The 14,365-nt window shown below is 49.1% G+C and carries 15 protein-coding genes and 1 tRNA gene; 12 read left to right on the top strand and 4 right to left on the bottom strand.

Annotation, left to right across the window (positions count from 1 at the left end; translation table 11 throughout):
- Nucleotides 1–38: 38 nt before the first annotated feature.
- The 3 genes from F0L74_RS17725 (at nt 39) to F0L74_RS17715 (ending at nt 2,112) form a co-directional block, all read left to right on the top strand.
- Complete coding sequence (locus F0L74_RS17725; protein WP_149839221.1) at nt 39–695, top strand: TMEM175 family protein; 657 nt, start codon at nt 39–41, stop codon at nt 693–695.
- 185 nt (nt 696–880) lie between these two features.
- Nucleotides 881–1,570: a hypothetical protein gene (locus F0L74_RS17720; RefSeq protein ID WP_149839220.1), complete on the top strand. Its 690-nt coding sequence runs from the start codon at nt 881–883 to the stop codon at nt 1,568–1,570.
- A 104-nt stretch (nt 1,571–1,674) separates the two neighbouring features.
- Nucleotides 1,675–2,112, top strand: a complete 438-nt coding sequence (locus F0L74_RS17715; RefSeq protein ID WP_149839219.1) for an SMI1/KNR4 family protein — start codon at nt 1,675–1,677, stop codon at nt 2,110–2,112.
- Between the two features lie 127 nt (nt 2,113–2,239).
- On the opposite strand, the gene F0L74_RS17710 is transcribed toward F0L74_RS17715, so the two are convergent.
- Entirely contained in the window at nt 2,240–2,995 is a 756-nt protein-coding gene (locus F0L74_RS17710; protein ID WP_149839218.1) for a hypothetical protein, read from the bottom strand.
- Nucleotides 2,996–3,324: 329 nt separating this feature from the next.
- Nucleotides 3,325–3,395 (bottom strand) — tRNA-Gln (locus tag F0L74_RS17705).
- Between the two features lie 107 nt (nt 3,396–3,502).
- Between F0L74_RS17705 and F0L74_RS17700 the strand changes: the two genes are divergently transcribed.
- Genes F0L74_RS17700 through F0L74_RS17690 form a run of 3 tightly spaced genes read left to right on the top strand, consistent with a single transcriptional unit; the run spans nt 3,503 to nt 6,456 of the window.
- Nucleotides 3,503–4,675: a sensor histidine kinase gene (locus tag F0L74_RS17700; protein WP_149839217.1), complete on the top strand. Its 1,173-nt coding sequence runs from the start codon at nt 3,503–3,505 to the stop codon at nt 4,673–4,675.
- Nucleotides 4,676–4,688: 13 nt separating this feature from the next.
- Entirely contained in the window at nt 4,689–5,093 is a 405-nt protein-coding gene (locus F0L74_RS17695; RefSeq protein WP_149839216.1) for a response regulator, read from the top strand.
- Between the two features lie 37 nt (nt 5,094–5,130).
- Nucleotides 5,131–6,456 (top strand): GntP family permease, encoded by a 1,326-nt coding sequence (locus F0L74_RS17690; RefSeq protein WP_149839215.1) that lies wholly within the window; start codon nt 5,131–5,133, stop codon nt 6,454–6,456.
- On the opposite strand, the gene F0L74_RS17685 is transcribed toward F0L74_RS17690, so the two are convergent.
- Complete coding sequence (locus F0L74_RS17685; protein ID WP_149839214.1) at nt 6,442–7,725, bottom strand: metal-dependent hydrolase family protein; 1,284 nt, start codon at nt 7,723–7,725, stop codon at nt 6,442–6,444. The genes F0L74_RS17690 and F0L74_RS17685 overlap by 15 nt on opposite strands.
- A 240-nt stretch (nt 7,726–7,965) precedes the next feature.
- On the opposite strand from F0L74_RS17685, the gene F0L74_RS17680 reads away from it, so the two are divergent.
- The 6 genes from F0L74_RS17680 (at nt 7,966) to F0L74_RS17655 (ending at nt 13,352) form a co-directional block, all read left to right on the top strand.
- A complete protein-coding gene (locus F0L74_RS17680) occupies nt 7,966–9,723 on the top strand; it encodes an ABC transporter ATP-binding protein (protein ID WP_149839213.1) in 1,758 nt (585 codons plus the stop codon).
- A complete protein-coding gene (locus tag F0L74_RS17675; protein WP_149839212.1) occupies nt 9,704–11,473 on the top strand; it encodes an ABC transporter ATP-binding protein in 1,770 nt (589 codons plus the stop codon). The genes F0L74_RS17680 and F0L74_RS17675 overlap by 20 nt, the downstream gene beginning before the upstream one ends.
- Before the next feature lie 96 nt (nt 11,474–11,569).
- On the top strand, nt 11,570–12,013 hold the full coding sequence (locus F0L74_RS17670; RefSeq protein ID WP_149839211.1) for a DUF1579 family protein: 444 nt from the start codon (nt 11,570–11,572) through the stop codon (nt 12,011–12,013).
- 126 nt (nt 12,014–12,139) lie between these two features.
- Nucleotides 12,140–12,739: a methyltransferase domain-containing protein gene (locus F0L74_RS17665; protein ID WP_149839210.1), complete on the top strand. Its 600-nt coding sequence runs from the start codon at nt 12,140–12,142 to the stop codon at nt 12,737–12,739.
- 92 nt (nt 12,740–12,831) lie between these two features.
- Nucleotides 12,832–13,032 (top strand): hypothetical protein, encoded by a 201-nt coding sequence (locus F0L74_RS17660; RefSeq protein ID WP_149839209.1) that lies wholly within the window; start codon nt 12,832–12,834, stop codon nt 13,030–13,032.
- Between the two features lie 116 nt (nt 13,033–13,148).
- Nucleotides 13,149–13,352, top strand: a complete 204-nt coding sequence (locus F0L74_RS17655; protein WP_149839208.1) for a hypothetical protein — start codon at nt 13,149–13,151, stop codon at nt 13,350–13,352.
- 39 nt (nt 13,353–13,391) lie between these two features.
- Here F0L74_RS17655 and F0L74_RS17650 read toward each other — a convergent pair whose 3' ends face one another.
- Nucleotides 13,392–14,315 (bottom strand): AraC family transcriptional regulator, encoded by a 924-nt coding sequence (locus F0L74_RS17650; protein ID WP_149839207.1) that lies wholly within the window; start codon nt 14,313–14,315, stop codon nt 13,392–13,394.
- Nucleotides 14,316–14,365: the final 50 nt, after the last annotated feature.

Raw genomic sequence — 14,365 nt, 5'->3', positions numbered from 1 at the left:
CGTTAAAGCCAACAACCAAAAATCTAAATCCCTTATACATGACCGCTAAACATTTTTTAGACTACCATGATCCGGAAAGGCAGGATTTTCAGCTGGACCGGTTTATCCTTTTTAGTGATGCCATCTTTGCGATTGCCATTACCTTGCTGGTGATTGAAATAAAAGCGCCGGAGATCCATACCGGCGGCTCAGACCTGGAGATGTTACGACAACTGATCCCGCTGCTGCCCAAGGCTATTGGTTTCGTTATCAGTTTTTGGGTAATTGCCAACTACTGGCGGATCCATCACCGTATATTCGGATTTGTGAAGAGATATACGAACCGGCTTATCTTCCTGAACTTCCTGTTCCTGTTCACGCTGATCATTATGCCGTTCTCCTCTTCTTATTACAGTGAGAACAGCTTCTACACCATTCCGTATTATTTCTATAACGCCAATATCATACTAACGGGCGTGACTAATTTTATATTGATCAGTTATGTTTTTAATCCGCAAAACGGGGTAGCACGGCATACGCATACTGTACATCTGAAGGCGATCCTGCGGGCCAGGTCGATGGTTATACCGGCGATATTCCTGATTGGGATCTTATTGCGGCCGTTTTCCTTAGTGCTGGCGCAATGGTCGCCTATTTTGTCGTGGCCGGCGTTTTATCTGGTGCGGAAGTATTACGACAGGAAGCTGTCTGCTTAAATGTAATGCCTGTAAATAAACAGCCCGTTTTAAAAGTGGGCTGTTTATTTGCGGACCTTGCGCTTCTGACAATAATATCGTAACACGATATCCCCTAACAATAATTCAGGCAGCATTAACGCTGGATTAACAGAAATAACGGTTTTCATCTTTACATTCGCCGCTACCTATAAAAACCCTCAATAATGATGAATTTTAATAGAAAACCCTCCAGCATGCCCCACCTTGATGATAAGCGCCAGTTAGGCTTTACAACTACGTGGACTGATATTTTCCTGGCCAACCTCAAAGGAGCCTACATTCGCATTATTAAAGAATCAAGGGCTTTACATGTAAAGCACGATAAAGCTATTCCCGATGTCGATATTCGAAATCTCCTTTGCCTTATTAACAGCTTCCTTTCCACCTATAGCCTTCTCGTTATGCATATCAATTTTTGCCTTGAAGAAGGACGGGGCAACCGGCATCATAAGGCCTATATTCATCCGCACACGTATGCTCCCAATACCACACTACAGCAAAATATTTCACGTAGTGTTCTCTTTGACAAGAAGGCTACAGCAGAAAAGCCATTAAACCGTTACTTGACCAAAGACCCCATTCTTCAACTGCATTACGAAGGACATAGTGAACAATGGACCATAAAAGAGACTAAAGACGGCTATAGCGGAACTGCTTGCAATACTGGCGCAACAGCTGCCTTCGATATTAAATTTTTGACCTGTGAGCTGTATGTTAAAGGTAAGCCGCTCAAGCTGGTCAAAATGTCTATTTTCGAAATATGGCAGGATATCCTGGAGATGAAAAAGCTTATAGAGGATAATGTAGCCGATGTTGCTAAAAGAGAACACAGTCTTGTCCGCCTGCTAAAATAGACATTACTTTTCGGTAAATGTGTGCTTAGCTGACATACATTTATGTTATTAGGGAGTATTTTCGCCTGGTTGCTTTATTTTGCAGGTTAAGAAACCTCTAGCGAATGAAACCATCATTACTAACCCGCATTGACCAATTCCTTTCCAAAAATCCTTCGTTGAAGGGGCGGCCTGCTACAACTGAAGAAATCTCCGCGGCAGAAAAAGAGCTACAGGTTACCTTGCACCCCGACTATCAAGAATTTATCCGGCATTTTGGCGGCGCGTATGCCGGTATTGCCATTCATGGCTTTTCCAATGGCAGTTCCATAGGCAAGGAGACCATCATCGACCTTACCAGTTTGAACCGTAAGCTGGCCAATGAAAATGGTATTTTCCCTGAGCTGAACCAATGTTATGTGATTGCGGACGATGGCGCTGGTAACCCGGTTGCGCTGAGCCCGGAAGGGAAAGTGTTAGTTTTTGATTATGATACCGGAGAGCGGCAGGAACTGGCTGTAAGCTTTGAGACTTTTATTGAGGAGTATTTTCACGAGTGGTGAACAATCAGTAGTCAATAAAAAAAACGGAACCTGCTATTGAAGCGGATTCCGGTTTTTTGTTGCCCGACCTGGATGATGTTGCACAGAATCCAGGAGGGAATAGCATTATAACTGCTTTTCGTGTGGTTTATCTTGGGTGGAATGGGAACGGAGGTATCCTGCCCCAAAGATTAACACATTTGCCAGACGCCAAATTGATAATCCCCCCGGTATCGGGAGAGCCCCATAGAGATATAAGAAAAGTATCCTTTGCAAATACAAGGCCCAAAAACCTTAGGAACATGTCTTTATCCTCTGCAGACTGAAATACTTCCGGATGATTGGTAGCATATATTACCGAAGCAACTGACTTGTCAACATAATTTGGATTAGACCAATTGATATTCTCCGTTATAGCAGCACAAACTATCTGGCAATAACGGTCAAAAAGCTGCCTGGCCTCATCAAGCGTACGCGAAAAAAGATCGAAGCCATAACCTTGTACATTGAAGAACTTCAAATAGGCCAGGTTATCATCAACCGGCGGAGGTGTGGTGTTAATGGGAGGGAGAGAAGGCGGCGCGGGCGTTAAGACTATCGGGGGAGCAGGAGGCACCTGCCTTGGACCAGGCGCACCTTGGCTTATATCCCAATTGGTTTCAAGGCAAGTATTCAGGTCTGCCTCCGCGGTACCGGGAATATAGCCACTTGGCGGGTTTCGAACCGTATTGGAATAGGTACTAAAACAAGTTGAGTTAGCGCCTCCCGTGGGGTCTGCATCTGCTGTGGCGTTTGTCACAGACATTTTTTGAAGTTTTGGCGGAGCCGGATCATTGTCTTTAGAACACGAAAAAAGCAGGGCCGCAAAAATTGCGGCCAGGGTTAAAAGGGATTGTGTTTTCATGGGTCTGATTAAGGGTTTTAATTTGAGGATCTCAATAGAAACGGGCAAAGAAATAATATATTGTATGCCCTCCTTACCAGCTTACTCAGTTCAGGCAACCGGTACTACGGCCAAAAAGTAATTGATCCCGGTAAAATGAGCGTAGTGTATGTTTTTCAATTATAATTTTCTTCTTTGTTGGAGGTCATTTAACATATTGGCGCGGGATAAAAAATCCCTCTATACGGATCTACCATGGAAAGGCGGTTTGGAGACTTTTTGAGAAAACCACCTCTTGTTGGGGAAATAAAAAAAGCGAAGCCCTTTACTGGAAAGAGTTTCGCTTTTTGTTGCCCGACCTGGATTCGAACCAAGACAAACAGAGTCAGAGTCTGTCGTACTACCGTTATACTATCGGGCATCGCTTTTTCGGACGGCAAATGTATAATTTTTTTTCAAAACATCAAACAAATTTATTTAACTTCCATTTTCCTCCCCGTGTCTGAATAATTAATATATTCATCCCGTATGGACGAAAATACAGAACAGATACCGCAGAATATCCATATTTACGAGCGTTACCGGTTATTGGTGGAGCAGGTGAAAGACTACGCCATTTTCATGCTGGATACCAATGGTTATGTGGTAAGCTGGAATGAAGGCGCCCAGCGTATAAAGGGATACAATGCCGCGGAAATAGTGGGACAACATTTCTCCAAATTCTATCCCCAGGAAGATATAGATAATGGCAAACCTGCCATGGAACTTCGCGTAGTGAGGAAAGAAGGCAAATTTGAAGACGAAGGCTGGCGTGTACGCAAAGACGGCACCCGTTTCTGGGCCAATGTGATCATTACCGCTGTTTACGACAAAAATAAAGAGCTGCTTGGCTTTTCCAAGGTTACCCGCGACCTGACGGAAAGGAAGCAGGCAGAGCAGGCCCTGATGGCCAGTGAAGAACGCTATCGCCTGCTGGCGTCAGAGTTGCATAATACTGTACTGGAGCTGGCAACCGCCAATGAAGAGCTGGGGCAGTTCAATACCATTGCCTCCCATGATCTCCAGGAACCCCTGCGCACTACCTATAGCTACCTGCTGCTTATCCAGAAAAAACTAGGGCAGGAAGGCTCGCCGGAATTGCATAACTATATCCACAAGGCTATCCAGGGTAATATCCGTATGAAGGAGCTGATCATCGGCCTGCTTAACTACGCCCAACTGAACACCGCAGAAAAAGAGTTTGCCCAGCTGCTGGTAAAGGAAGTGGTGGCAGAAAGCCTGCAGAACCTGAAAGTGAGTATAGAAGATACAGGCGCTACTATCCTCCTGGACGAGGGAGTAACTTATATCAAGGGCAATAAGGTGCGGCTGGTGCAATTATTGCAGAACCTGGTGGGAAACGCGCTTAAGTTCAGGGGCGGCAAAATACCGCATATCAGGATCAGTTGTGTAGAGATGCCGGACCATTACCAGTTTGCGGTAGCGGACAACGGCATTGGCGTGCCGCCGGAATATACCGTGAAGATATTTGAAGTATTCAAACGTTTACATACCAATAAAGAATATCCTGGCACCGGCATAGGGCTGGCCATCTGTAAAAAGATAGTGGAATATCATAATGGGAAGATATGGGTAGAGTCTACCCCGGGAGAAGGCACTGTTTTCTATTTCACCATCAGCCGAAACTTGCAGCTTAAGTAATATTTTTGCATACATGAAAAAGATCAATGTACTGCTGGTTGAAAACGACGAGGACGAGCAACTGTTTATGAAAGAGGGTTTTTTGACAACCCAACTATATAATGTACTGGGCGTAGCAGGTAATGGCGAGGAAGCAGTAGCCGTTATGCAGGAAATCCAGGAGATATTGCCGGATCTGATCATCAGTGACCTGAACATGCCCGGTATGAATGGCCTGGACCTGCTGCAGTACGTTAAGAATAATTCCACGCTGGCGCATATACCGGTCATTATCACTTCTACCTCCTTTACGCCCACCGTGATCGACAAATGCATGCTGAGCGGCGCTTACGCCTACCATACCAAACCCGACAGCTTTATTGAGTACGACAAGTTCGCAGAGAAGATCTATCACGAATGGCTACAGCAGTATTCCTGAGCTGCTTTTGCTATATTGTGCAGATAATCCTTGCTGAATGACCACAGACCTTCTCCAGGTATTAATTGCCTTACTGGCAGGCATTGCCGTCATTATCCTGCTCACCGCCCGGTACCGGGTACACGCTTTTTTTGCGCTGTTCATTGCCTGTTTTGTGACGGGCTTAGGCGTACAACTGCCGGCAGCAGACATTATTACCGCCATGAAGGACGGTTTTGGCAATATTATGAAGTCCCTGGGATTCGTTATTGTACTGGGCACTACGCTGGGGGTATTGTTGGAGCATACGGGCAGTACGCGGGTAATGGCTTCCTTTATTCTCCGGATAGTGGGCGAGCGCTATGCCGCCATTGCTATGAGCATTACCGGTTTTATTGTAGGCCTGCCTATTTTCTGCGACTCCGGTTATATAGTGCTGAGCGGGTTAAACCAATCCCTGGCACGGCGTACCGGCATTTCCGTGGTGATCATGGCTGTTTCGCTGGCTACCGGTCTTTATGCGGTGCACTGCCTGATACCGCCCCACCCCGGGGCTACGGCAGCCGCCGGGGCCATTGGGGCTGATTTTGGAAAGCTGATGATCACCGGTATCCTGGTCGCCATTCCCGGCGCCATAGCGGGCAGCTGGTGGGCGCATTATGCCGGTAAGAAGATCCCCGCCACACAGCAGGAACATACTGACCAGGTAACCGATGGGCCTACCCCACCCGTATGGATAGCCTTTTTGCCGGTAGTGGTGCCTATTGTATTGATCGCCATCGGCGCATTCACAAATATTGAGGCCACCAAAAATTCAGGGTGGCGCATCTTTCACCTGTTGGGAGACCCGGTGGTGGCGTTATCTGTAGGCGTGCTGCTGGCATTTGCGGGCAGCAGGGCATGGAACCGTAATACCACCGGCGCTTTGTTACAGGAGGCAGCGGAAAAAGCGGGCGGCATACTGGTGATCATAGGCGCCGGCGGTGCTTTTGGAGCAGTGCTGGCGGCGGCAAAGATAGGCGAACATGTAAGCGCGGCGCTGCCGCTGGGCAGTTTTGGGATCGTATTCCCCTTTCTGTTGGCCTCCCTGTTGAAAACAGCGCAAGGCTCGTCAACGGTGGCTATTATTACGGCGGCGTCTATTGTACAGCCATTATTGCCGGTACTAGGGCTGGATAGCGAAACGGGCAGGTTGCTATGCATACTGGCCCTGGGAGGCGGCTCTATGACCATCTCACATGCCAATGACGCCTATTTCTGGGTGATCTCCAAGTTCTCCGGCCTGGAAATGCGCACCATGCTTAAAGTATATTCTGTGGCCACTTTATGGATGGGATTAGTGACCCTGGTAGTGGTATATGTGTTGTCCTTATTGTTGCTCTGAATTTTTATAGATCACGCCATCCTTCATCACAAAATGCACCTGTTCCAGCGCTTTGATATCGGCGAGCGGGTTACCCGGCACGGCTATCAGATCCGCCAGGGCGCCTTTACTGACAATGCCCAGGCGGCCCTCATAACCAAATATGGCGGCATTGCCACTGGTAGCAACCTGTAATACTGCGGCCACCGGCATCCCGTATTCCACCATTTTTTCCAGCTCCAGGCAGTTCCTGCCATGGGAGAATACGCCCACATCCCCGCCGGCACAAATGGTGACCCCGGCCTGCAGTGCTTCGCGGAAAGTCTTGTGTTTTGCTTTTACCCGCTCCGGTTCCGGATCTGTACCAGGGCGCCAGCCTTTATACATGGCCCCCGCCTCCACCGCCATTATGGTAGGGCAGAATGCCACGCCTTTTTCCTTCATGAGGCGGAATATTTCCGGCGTACCTCCATCACCATGCTCTATAGTGTGTACGCCTGCCATGATGGCCCTGCGCATACCTTCTGCCGTACCGGCATGGGCCACTACGTAACGCCCGCTGGATGCGGCCGTTTCTACGGCTGCATCCAGCTCCTCTACGGAAAAAGTGGGCGCGGCCTGCTCTTCCAGGCCCCAACGGTAATCCGCGTATACTTTGATCACGTCTGCCCCCTTGCCTATCTGCGTGCGCACCTCTCTGATCATGCCTTCCCTGCCGTCTGTTTCCGCAGCGCCTTTGGGTAATTCCAGGTCCGCTATCTCGTTCTTTACGCCATAGCTGCCGGTAGCTACAATGGCGCGGGTGGCGATCAGCAGGCGCGGGCCGGGTATAATACCTTTGGCGATACTTTGTTTCAGGCCTACGTCGTCATAACCGGCGCCTTCCGTGCCCAGGTCACGCGCGGTGGTGTAACCGGCCATTAGTGTGGCTGTGGCATGTTCCGCGGCCCGTATGGTCCTTTCTGCGCGTGATTCTGTCAACAACTGGTCTTTCCAGGTTACCTCATTATAGGCGTGCAGGAACATATGTGTATGCCCTTCTATCAGTCCGGGCAAGAGGGTTTGTCCGGGTAAATTGATGGTCCTTACCTGCGGGGGCAGCGGGAAGGCGCCAATGGGGCCGGCGGCGGCAATCCTGTTCCCTTTTACTAATACCACCCAGTCTTTTTGCAGGGTATGACCGTCAAATACCTGCATGGGCTTCAATAGGATGGAGCTGGAATCTGCGGGCTGCTGTGCCCATAAATGCCCTGCAAACAGGCAGCAGAGTAAAGTATAACAAATACGCATAGATTGATTGGGTTGCTTTACAAGATACAAAGCGGGCGGAAAAAATAATGCGCAGGACTAGCGCTTCCATATCTTTTTCAGTAAATTTGCACCTTATTATCATGATGAAGCTTTTCTAATATTCTCCAGCACACCACATGCCCTCTTCCCTATAAGACGGTATATTTCTTTATATTTTTTTAAAATATAATGACGGCTTGTTCGTCATGCTCAAGTAAACCCACCCTACACTTTTCAACTATGCAAACTGCCAACGGAAAAAAACATGCTTCCGGCAAAAAGCCACCTAAGATCTCCGCGCTTATCCAGCCCTACCGGGGATTGGTCATGCTGTTGATACTGCTGGCGCTTTTTGCCAACGGGCTTACCCTGGTACTGCCCAGGCTTATTGCCTATGGGATTGACGCCTATGGTAGCGGCCACCTGGAGATAAAACCGATCCTTATCTGGTTCTCGCTTACCACGGTGTTCATTTTCATTTTTACCTACCTGCAGAACATTGTGCAAACCTATGCTTCTGAGCGGGTAGCGCGCGATCTGCGCACGCGCCTGGCGGATAAGGTTTCCCGCCAGAGTTATGCCCGTGTACAAGAGGCTAATCCTGCCCGGCTGCTCACCAATTTTACGGGAGATATTGACACTGTAAAACTGTTTGTATCGCAGGCGGTTGCCTCCATTGCATCTTCCGTATTTACGATCATTGGCGCGGCCATACTGCTTATTCATACCAAATGGCAGCTGGCCCTGGCCGTGCTGCTTATCATCCCCCTGATCACCATGACCTTTATGATGGTATTTGGCAGGATGAAGGCCCTGTTCCTGAAAGCGCGCGAAGTACTGGACTGGCTGAATAAAGTGATCACAGAAAGTATCCTGGGCGCGGCGCTGATACGGGTGCTGAATGCGCAGCAACTGGAATACCATAAGTTCCTGACGGCCAATACAAATGCCCGGGATATAGGGTTATCGATCATGCGCCTGTATGCTACACTGATACCGGTGATCACCTTTATTGCCAATATGGCCATGGTGACCATCCTGGCGCTGGGCGGCCATTTTGTGATCTCCGGCGGCATGTCACTGGGCGATCTGGCGGCTTTTAACAGCTATCTGTCCATCCTTATTTTCCCCATCATATTGATAGGTATCATGAGCAATGTAATTGCGCAGTCCAGCGCTGCTTACCAACGCGTGCAGCAGGTGCTGGATATGCCGGATGCGGTGGATGCGGGTACTATTCAGGCCAGGCTGCGTGGCGATATCAGTCTGCAGCATGTGCAGCTGCAATATGAAGGCAAACCGGTACTAAAGGATATTTCCTTTAGCGTAAAAGCCGGCTCACGCACGGCCATCATCGGCCCCACTGCTGCCGGTAAAACGCAGTTGCTGCACCTGCTTTCCAATCTTTCGCAGCCCAATAGCGGCAGTATACAATATGATGATCATGAAATTACTGCGTATAACCGCGATACCCTGCATACGCAGGTAGGGCTGGTATTCCAGGATAGTATCCTCTTTAATATGAGCCTGCAGGAGAATATCGCTTTTAATGATACCGTTACCCCGGAGGCCATGGAACGCGCTATTACCACCGCGGCATTAAAGGATTTTGTTGATACGCTGCCCCAGGGGCTGGATACCGTCGTGTCTGAACGCGGCACCAGCCTTTCCGGCGGACAAAAGCAACGTATCATGCTGGCCCGCGCCCTGGCCATTGAGCCCAAAGTATTACTGCTGGATGATTTTACCGCCCGTGTGGATAATCATACAGAGCAGCAGATCCTGCAGAACCTGGCCCAGTATTACCCGGACCTGACCTTGTTATCTGTTACGCAAAAGATCGCCTCTATTGAGCATTATGACCAGATCATACTGCTGATGGAAGGCGAAATACTGGCTGCCGGCACCCATCAGGAGCTGATGCAGTCCAGCCCTGAGTACGTACAGATCTATCAATCACAACGCAGCACCAATCACTATGAATTACAATCTAAATAGCCCTGCCCACACGGCCCAGAAAACCAGCACCCTGGCGGCGCTGAAGAAACTGTTCCGGTTCCTGGAGGCTGAGCAAAGAACTTTAATACTGGCATTCCTGACCATCATGGTCAGCTCCGGGTTAAACCTTACCGGCCCGGTGATCATTGGTTATACTATCGATCATTTTATACAACACCACGACTACCAGCATACGCTGCTCTTTTGCGGGCTGCTGTTACTGGTGTATATGACCGCTTTTGGCGCCAATTACCTGCAGGCCAGGATAATGGGCGGTATAGGACAGCGTATGCTGTTTACCCTGCGCAATGCCGTTTTTGGCAAGTTGCAGGAACTGCCGGTGGCCTTTTTTAACCAAAATAAGACCGGCGATCTTATCTCCCGTATCAACAATGATACGGATAAGGTAAACCAGTTCTTTTCCCAATACCTGCTGCAGTTTGTGAGCAATATCTTTCTGATGGTAGGCGCGGGTATTTTCCTGGTATCCATTCATCCCAGTCTTGGCGGGGCCGCCCTGGTACCGGCAGCATTCCTGTTGATATTTACCCGGCTCATTTCTCCCTGGGTACGGCGTAAGAACGCGGCCAATATGAAAAGCACGGGTAGTATGAGCGCAGAGGTTCAGGAAAGCCTGAATAATTTTAAGGTGATCATTGCTTTTAACCGCCGTGATTATTTCCGCAAGCGTTTTGACCAGGTAAATAAAGAAAACTATGCCACCGCGGTAGGCGCAGGCATGGCTACTAACCTGTTTATGCCGGTATTTGGCGTATGCGCCCAGCTGGCACAGCTGATCGTACTGACCTACGGCATTTACCAGGTGGCCAACGGCAACTTCACTGTGGGCCTGCTTATCAGTTACCTGGCTTATGTGAACAGCTTTTATACACCCATCCGCCAGATCTCTATTCTCTGGGCCAATTTCCAGGTGGCGCTGGCCGGCTGGGACCGTATATCCCAGATACTGACCCTGCAATCCGATCTGCCGGTATTGGCAGGCGCATCTGCCAACGGCCACAGTCATACAGATACGGTAATGGAATTTAAAGATGTTCATTTCAGCTATCCGGATAGTAAGCCGGTATTACATAACGTAAGCTTCCAGCTGCAACGCGGTAAAACGTATGCCCTGGTAGGCCCTACCGGGGGCGGAAAGACCACTACCGCCTCGCTGATTGCCCGCTTATACGACCCAACCGAGGGCGAAGTGATGCTGAATGGCAAGGATATACGCATCTATGAGCCGGCGGAACGCTCTGGCAGGATAGGTTTTATCTTACAGGAGCCTTTCCTGTTCACCGGCACCATCCGGGACAATATCCTGTTTGGCAATGAACAATATGCTGCCTACTCCAATGAGCAACTGGCGGCCGTGATACAGGAAGCGCAACTGGAGAGCCTGCTGGCGCGCTTTGAGGGGGGCCTGGATACCAAGGTGCTTACAACCGGCGATTCTGTAAGCCTGGGCCAGAAACAGCTGATCGCCTTTATACGGGCCGTGCTACGCCGCCCGGACCTGCTGATACTGGATGAGGCCACCGCCAATATTGACACTATCACAGAACAGCTACTGGAAAAGATACTACAGCAACTGCCGGACACTACCACCCGCGTGATCATTGCCCACCGCCTGAACACCATAGAAAATGCGGACGAGATCTTTTTTGTGAATGGCGGCGAGGTAACACGGGCCGGCTCCCTGGACCATGCAGTAAATATGCTGCTGCATGAAAAGCGGGAAAGCTGAAGACCGGCCTCTGGCGTATAATTTGTCGTATTTACCCCGCTTGTCGTTCATTGTATAGTGTTAGCTTTGTATAGGCCGTTTTAAACAGGTATCCGTATGACGGTAAACAAGGGACCGGGATCTGCACACAGGCTGTTGGATCCCTTTGCCGGCAAGTGGCGAACGGAAGGATGGATCCGCGAAACGGCGGATCATCCCGCTATAAAGATACAGGGCACAGACACCTATGAGTGGCTGCCCGGTGGTTACTTTTTGTTGCATAGGGTAGATGTGGAGATAGGCGAAGAAAGGAATGAGACCATAGAGATCATTGGTTTTGACCAGGAACATGAACGTTATACCATGCAGCATTTTGACAATAAAGGTAACACCGGTATCATGTATGGCAGTGTAGCAGACGGCATATGGACCTTCCTGGGAACATCGCTCCGTTTTACCGGTGGATTTACGCAAGATGGACGTACCCTATCCGGTATATGGGAACAGACAACGGACGGCAAAAACTGGACACCCCTGATGGACATCACGCTTAGCAAATAAACGGCGCATCATCCATCCTGACATAAAAAAACCGGACAAGCTTTTGTAGCCTGTCCGGTTTGCTTTTTTTAGCCGGATTTCCCTATAATGCCTGTTTTTCACGTATAGGCATAATAAATTTGCACTATGAGCGATGAAACACAGCCGGCGGATTATTTCACTTCCAATGCAGCATTTGACAGCCTATACCCGGAAAGGATCCAGCAACTGTCCAGACGCCACTGGACGCCCCTGGGCGTAGCTAAAAAGGCGGCACAGTTCCTGGCGGTAAAACCCGGCGGCAGGATACTGGATATTGGCAGCGGCGTGGGTAAGTTTTGCCTGGTGGGCGGTTTCTTTTACCCGGATCAGCATTTTTATGGGGTAGAGCAACGGGAAGATCTCATCAACCAGGCAGAGGCGGTACAGGCTTTTACCGGCTTAGAGAATGTAAGCTTTATACATGGGGATTTTACCCGGCTGGATGTAGCGGCCTATGACCATTTCTATTTTTATAACTCCTTTTATGAGCACCTGGTAGAATCATCAGACCGTATTGACGATACGGTGGATTATTCTGAAGGACAATATAATTTTAATGCCGGCTATCTTTTTAAAGCCCTGGCGTCAAAACCGGAAGGCACCCGGGTAATGACTTTTCATAGCCTGCTGGATGATATGCCGCCTGGCTACCGGCTGGTATATAGCTCTATGGGGATGTTGTTGCGGGGCTGGATAAAGATGTAGTTCTATTACAACGCCATATTATCCCAGATTTGCACCATCACTCCATAAACCAGCAAAACCCATGCATAAAGTACAGATCCAGCTCCTCCGCCATGCCACCCTTCTCTGACGACACAGAATTGGCCTCCCTGCTCCAGCAGATAGACGCAGTGTTAGTGACCCACCTGCACCGCGAACCATTGCTACCAGAAAAGGGAGATTTTAAAGCGGCCATAGCGGAGCAGTCATTATCTGAACGGGTAACCGTACCGGATGATGGCGCCTGGTGGACATTGGCACAACCGGAAAACTGATTAATTATCAATCAGATATAAAGTTGCTGAACTAAATTATTTTTTGGTTTTTCCTGCTGACATACTGCTGTCACTACCCCATTGTTACTTTGTATCAGCATCTAAAACCTAATTATATGACCAGCAACATGCCCATTGACATATGCGGACCTCTCCCACGCTTCCGGCAACGACAGCAGCCGGAAAAGCTGGTTGATGGCGAACCTACCCCGGCCGTAACGCCTGCATGGATAAAAGATCTCAACACTGCGGATAGTGAAGAAATTGAGCGTTTCTCCCGGGATGAATTAGTGAGCATCCTGGAACAGTATCTTTTATGAGCCGTTAGCTATTTACTTGTCATGATCCGCTATAACAGATCAAACATGATGTCCTCTTCTGAATTCGGCAGGAGTAACGCCGGTATTCTTTTTAAAGAAGAGGTTAAAATTAGGCTGCTCGGAGAAGCCAATGCTGTAGGCAATATCCTGCAGCGCCCAATCCGTTTGTACCAGCAGCACCTTGGTAGCCTCCAGGAGGCGGTTGCGGATATGGGTGCTTACATTCTGCCCGGTGTGTTTTTTGAGCACAGCATTGAGATGGTTGGGGTGTACGGAAAGGCTGGCCGCAAACTCTTTGGCCGTTTTCCGTTGTATAGGGTTGGTATAGTTAATATTGGCGGTCTCCTCTTCCAGCAGCTGAAAGAATGCATGCACATGACGGAACTCGTCAGATACGCTATCCGCCTCCGGAAAGCGGGCTACCCGGGCGGCGCCCACCATCAGTAACTGCAGGTAAGCCTGCATAGCATCGTCCCGCAGCTGATTGCCTGCTAACTCCTCTTCCTCCATCCGCACAAACAGGTCGTTTAATACCGGCACGTCATTACCGGCCAGCCGTATCACGCTTTTTTGCTTATCGCTGAATAGACCGTATTTATCTATCGCCGCTTTTAGCTGCATATGCTCGTTCAGGAAGGTTTTCTTAAACAGGCAATAGTAACCTCCCCGCTCTGTGGACAGGCTTTTCCACGAAATAATATCATTGGGGTGAATGAACAGGATGGTAGGCTCCTCGATATAATAGGTGTTCAACCCCATGGTAAAAACGCCCGCGCCTTTGGTAATAAGCAACACCTTATAGAACTCCCGCCGGTTAGGCGATAAATAGTTCCTGCAATCATAACTCTCCCGGTTAAATACCCGGATGGTCCAGTCTTCATAAGTGTCCCGCAATACAGGCACCAGGTCCGGCAGATCGCGGAGCGTATCTATTGCTTTTATGTCCAGGGTAGTTGCACGCATATCATATCAATTTTAAAAGCATAGCAAAGGCATCAAATAGTCATCAGCTT

This window comes from Chitinophaga agrisoli (genome assembly GCF_008386695.1).
GTDB classification, from domain to species: domain Bacteria; phylum Bacteroidota; class Bacteroidia; order Chitinophagales; family Chitinophagaceae; genus Chitinophaga; species Chitinophaga agrisoli.
The sequence above is the reverse complement of the archived record's forward strand: the minus strand, read 5'-3'. Positions and strand labels throughout refer to the sequence as shown.

Coding starts and splice junctions, on each gene's coding strand:
- F0L74_RS17725 (WP_149839221.1), top strand. CDS start 39: ATGACCGCTAAACATTTTTTAGACTACCATGATCCGGAAAGGCAGGAT.
- F0L74_RS17695 (WP_149839216.1), top strand. CDS start 4,689: ATGAAAAAGATCAATGTACTGCTGGTTGAAAACGACGAGGACGAGCAA.
- F0L74_RS17685 (WP_149839214.1), bottom strand. CDS start 7,725: ATGCGTATTTGTTATACTTTACTCTGCTGCCTGTTTGCAGGGCATTTA.
- F0L74_RS17675 (WP_149839212.1), top strand. CDS start 9,704: ATGAATTACAATCTAAATAGCCCTGCCCACACGGCCCAGAAAACCAGC.
- F0L74_RS17650 (WP_149839207.1), bottom strand. CDS start 14,315: ATGCGTGCAACTACCCTGGACATAAAAGCAATAGATACGCTCCGCGAT.
- F0L74_RS17690 (WP_149839215.1), top strand. CDS start 5,131: ATGACCACAGACCTTCTCCAGGTATTAATTGCCTTACTGGCAGGCATT.
- F0L74_RS17710 (WP_149839218.1), bottom strand. CDS start 2,995: ATGAAAACACAATCCCTTTTAACCCTGGCCGCAATTTTTGCGGCCCTG.
- F0L74_RS17720 (WP_149839220.1), top strand. CDS start 881: ATGATGAATTTTAATAGAAAACCCTCCAGCATGCCCCACCTTGATGAT.
- F0L74_RS17665 (WP_149839210.1), top strand. CDS start 12,140: ATGAGCGATGAAACACAGCCGGCGGATTATTTCACTTCCAATGCAGCA.
- F0L74_RS17670 (WP_149839211.1), top strand. CDS start 11,570: ATGACGGTAAACAAGGGACCGGGATCTGCACACAGGCTGTTGGATCCC.
- F0L74_RS17655 (WP_149839208.1), top strand. CDS start 13,149: ATGACCAGCAACATGCCCATTGACATATGCGGACCTCTCCCACGCTTC.
- F0L74_RS17680 (WP_149839213.1), top strand. CDS start 7,966: ATGCAAACTGCCAACGGAAAAAAACATGCTTCCGGCAAAAAGCCACCT.
- F0L74_RS17660 (WP_149839209.1), top strand. CDS start 12,832: ATGCCACCCTTCTCTGACGACACAGAATTGGCCTCCCTGCTCCAGCAG.
- F0L74_RS17715 (WP_149839219.1), top strand. CDS start 1,675: ATGAAACCATCATTACTAACCCGCATTGACCAATTCCTTTCCAAAAAT.
- F0L74_RS17700 (WP_149839217.1), top strand. CDS start 3,503: ATGGACGAAAATACAGAACAGATACCGCAGAATATCCATATTTACGAG.